At 67.1% G+C, this 3,670-nt stretch carries 3 protein-coding genes; all 3 read left to right on the top strand.

Features of this window, described 5'->3' with window-relative positions; translation table 11 throughout:
- On the top strand, positions 1-2,465 hold a 2,465-nt coding region (gene traC / locus B2V90_RS02870), incomplete at its 5' end, for a type IV secretion system protein TraC (RefSeq protein WP_293919617.1).
- Positions 2,462-2,836: a hypothetical protein gene (locus B2V90_RS02865; protein WP_007406323.1), complete on the top strand. Its 375-nt coding sequence runs from the start codon at positions 2,462-2,464 to the stop codon at positions 2,834-2,836. The genes traC and B2V90_RS02865, both read left to right, overlap by 4 nt.
- The gene (locus B2V90_RS02860) at positions 2,829-3,509 is read left to right on the top strand and encodes a TrbI F-type domain-containing protein (RefSeq protein ID WP_069320826.1); all 681 of its coding nucleotides are present in this window, start codon (positions 2,829-2,831) and stop codon (positions 3,507-3,509) included. Before B2V90_RS02865 ends, B2V90_RS02860 begins: the two co-directional genes overlap by 8 nt.
- The last annotated feature ends 161 nt before the right edge of the window (positions 3,510-3,670 follow it).

Below are 3,670 nucleotides of genomic sequence, written 5' to 3'. Positions count from 1 at the left end.
CGTATCGCAGCTATGACGCGCGGCACGACCTGTTCTACCAGACCGACAGCATCGCGTTCGCGCTGGAACTCGCGCCATTGATGGGCGCGGACGAACGCACCGGCGAGATCATCGCGCAGATGCTGTCAGAGAGCGTCCCGCCCAGCGCGCGGGTTCAGCTGCTCGCATTTCAGAGCCCGCGCGTGGGCGCGCTGATCGCGCAATATGCGCTGCCGCGCTACAAGGCGGGCGGCATCCATCGCAAGATCGCCGAGCGCCGGTCGGCGTTCCTGCGCCACGGCGCTTGGGTGTCGATGTCGAAGGACGGGCCGTTTCACGTCCGCAACCATCGCATCTTCCTGTCGGTCTCGATCCGCAGCGGGAAGGCGACACCCGAGGAGCTGACCGGCGTTCGCGACAGCATCGTCTCGACGCTGCAGTCGATCGACATGCCGGCAACCCGGCTGAGGCCGGTCGATCTGATCGCGCTGATCGACGACATCACCGCGCCGGCGTTCGACGTCTCCGACCACGTTTCGGAATATTCCGACCTCGATCCGATCGCCGACCAGTGCGTGCGGCGCGACGTCCAGACCGTCGTCCAGGCCGATCGCCTGCTGGTGTCGGTCGAGCCGCTGCGCGCGGTGACGAACCTGTCGGGCGAGACGCAATATCAGGAGATCCGGCCCGACACGTTCGACTATCGCTTCTTCTCGGTCAGGAACCTGCCCAACCGCTGGGCACCGTGGGACGTGCAGAAGCTGATCGGCGACATGTTCTCCGACAAGCTGCGCCCGGGGTGCCCGACGCTCACGTCGCTGTGCCTGTGCTACCAGGACGAACAGGCCGCCTCGTCGAAGGCCGGCTACAAGTTCATGCGCACGTCGAGCCTGGCGGACTCGAAGTCGGCGCGGCTGCTCCCGCAGCTGAAGGATCAGAGCCGCGAATGGGAGCATGTCACCCAGGAGCTGCGCCTCGGCAAGAAGCTGGTGCAGGCCTATTATGCGGTCGGCATCATCAGCCCTAAGGGGCAGGGGGACGCCAACGAGCGCACCGTCAAGTCGATGTACAAGGCGGCCGGGTGGGACCTGCTCGACGAGCGGTTCCTCCAGATCATGGCGTTCATGTCGTGCCTGCCGATGACGCTGGGCAACGGGCTCGACAGTGACCTCAAGCGCATGAAGCGGCTGCGCACGATGCTGACCTCGACCGCGGCGAACATGCTGCCGATCCAGGGCGAGTATCTCGGCGGGCATCTGCCGCACCTGATGTTCATCGGGCGGCGCGGCCAGCCTTTCTTCTGGTCGCCGTTCGAGAACAAGGCGGGCAACCACAATGTCGCGGTGTTCGGCAAGTCCGGCTCGGGCAAGTCGGTGGCGCTGCAGGAGCTGTGCGCGGCGTTCGCCGGCGTGGGCGCGAAGATCATCGTGATCGATGACGGCCGCTCGTTCGAGCATATGGCCAAGAGCCTGGGCGGCAATTTCGTCGAGTTCCGCCTGCGCGACGGGTTCAGCCTCAATCCCTTCTCGATGATCGACGAGACGCTGGTGGCGCAGGACGAGGACTATCTCGTCGACGCGCTCGCGATGCTCAAGTCGATCATCGGCCAGATGGGCCGCCACATCGACAAGCTCAACGACACCGAGCGCGGTCTGATCGACCGCGCGGTCAACCAGGTGTGGGAGGCCAAGGGCAGGGGAGGGTGCGTCGACGACGTGATCGAGGCGCTCGGCTCCGACGGCTCGGTGCAGGGCACGGATCTCGCGATTGCGATGTTCCCGTTCTCGGGCAAGGGCACCTACGGCAGCTTCTTCACCGGCGAGGCGTCGGTGGACATATCGAACGCGCTGACCGTGTTCGAGCTCTCGGACCTGTCGAGCCGCGAGGAACTGCGCTCGGTCGTGCTGACTGCGATCATGTTCATGTCGTCGCAGACGATGCGCCGGATGGACCGCCAGATCCCCAAGGCGCTGCTGATCGACGAGGCGTGGCAGATGCTGCGCGGCGGATCGATGGCCGATTTCGTCGAGACCTACAGCCGTACCTGCCGCAAATATGGCGCCTCGCTCATCACCGCGACGCAGAGCCTCAACGACTATTACAAGTCGGAAGGGAGCCTCGCGGCGCTCGAGAACTCCGACTGGTCGGTCATCCTCATGCAGAAGCCCGACACGATCTCGGACTTCCAGAAGCACGGCCGGTTCGACATGGACCCCTATACCGAAAGCCTGCTGCGTTCCTTGAAGCGCAACGGCGCGGAATATTCCGACATCCTCATCAAGGGGCCGGAATCGATGGCGGTCGGGCGGCTCGTCCTCGATAAATATTCGGCGACGCTCTATTCCTCCAGCCCGCAGACCTTCGCCGATATCGAGCATCTGATCGAACTCGGCTGCTCGATGGACGAGGCGATCGAACGCGTCGCCTTCCCCGAGGAATATCGCGACAATCCTCCGGGCGAGCCCTGGGTGGAGGCGGCGGAATGAACGCCTTCACGCACGAGCGCGACTGGCGCACGCCGACGGCGACCGATTGGAAGCGCACGGGCACGCGCGCGATCGGCGACGCCTGCTATATCCTGCTGCGCGTGTCGGGCTGGATGGCGATGACGCTGCTCGCGACCTTCGGCGTCGCGATCCTGTTCTTCCTCATGCTCGGCGACTTCACCGCGCTCGGCTTCTTCTCGCAGGTCGCCAACCTCGGCACGCGCTTCGTCGCGGCCGACCAGGCACGCCGCGCGGCGTTCGGCGACCAGCTGTTCGTCGTGTGGCTGGTCGCGTTCGGCATCGTCGCCGTGACCCGCGTGCGCCTGCTCGGCGCGATCATCACTTCCACGAAAGGCTCCCGTCATGGTTGATGTTCTCGATCGTCCCGAGGCCGCGTCCGCGGCGGTGCAATCGTCCGCCTCGGCCCCGGCACCCCGTGAGGACGCAGCCGGCGCGGCACCGCGCCGTCCGGTCGCGGACAAGGTGGATCGCCGCAAGCCGCAAGGCCTGCCCGTCATCGCCTATGTCGCGGTCGCGCTGGCGGTCGCGGTGCTGCTGTGGGGGGCGTGGGTGACCAAGCATCTCCTGGCCCCGCCGGCGACCGTGCCGATGGCGAGCGTGCGGCTCGAAGGCATCGTCTCGGAATATGTCCAGGCGCAGAGCCACAGCAACGGCCAGCCCCAACAGGTGGCCGCGCAGACCCAGGCCTTCATGTCGGCGCTCGACGACGAGATGAAGAAGGTCGGCGCGAGCGGCACCACCGTCCTCGTCGGCGAGGCGGTGCTGTCGAAGAACGTCCCCGATATCACCGACCAGATCCGCCGCGCGGTCTTCGCGCGCGTGCCGCTCCCCGCGGCCGCGCCGAACGCCCCGGCAGGTCCCGCGGTCGGTGCGATGCTCCCACCAGCCTCCGGGACCGTCGCGCCGGCCGCGCCAGGGACGGCGGTCCCGACCGCTTCCCCGTTCGGGCCTGCGCCGGTCTCGCCGGTCGAGGCGACGATCACCCAGTCCGCGCCGGGAGGGGTCGATGGCAGCGGCAACTGAGGCGCTGGCGCGGGTCGGTCATGCGGCTCCCACGGCGGTTGACGTCGCCGGGGACCGCGCGGCCCGCAAGGCGCTGATCGTCAAGCGGGTTCGCCAGTGGAGCGCGGTCGCGCTGCTCGGGATCGTGTGGGGCGGCTACAACTCGATCGCCGCGAGATCGG

The sequence above is a fragment of the Sphingobium sp. UBA5915 genome, assembly GCF_002431195.1.
Classification (GTDB): Bacteria; Pseudomonadota; Alphaproteobacteria; order Sphingomonadales; family Sphingomonadaceae; genus Sphingobium; species Sphingobium soli.
This window is presented reverse-complemented; position numbering and strand designations above follow the sequence as displayed.

Coding starts and splice junctions, on each gene's coding strand:
- B2V90_RS02860 (WP_069320826.1), top strand. CDS start 2,829: ATGGTTGATGTTCTCGATCGTCCCGAGGCCGCGTCCGCGGCGGTGCAA.
- B2V90_RS02865 (WP_007406323.1), top strand. CDS start 2,462: ATGAACGCCTTCACGCACGAGCGCGACTGGCGCACGCCGACGGCGACC.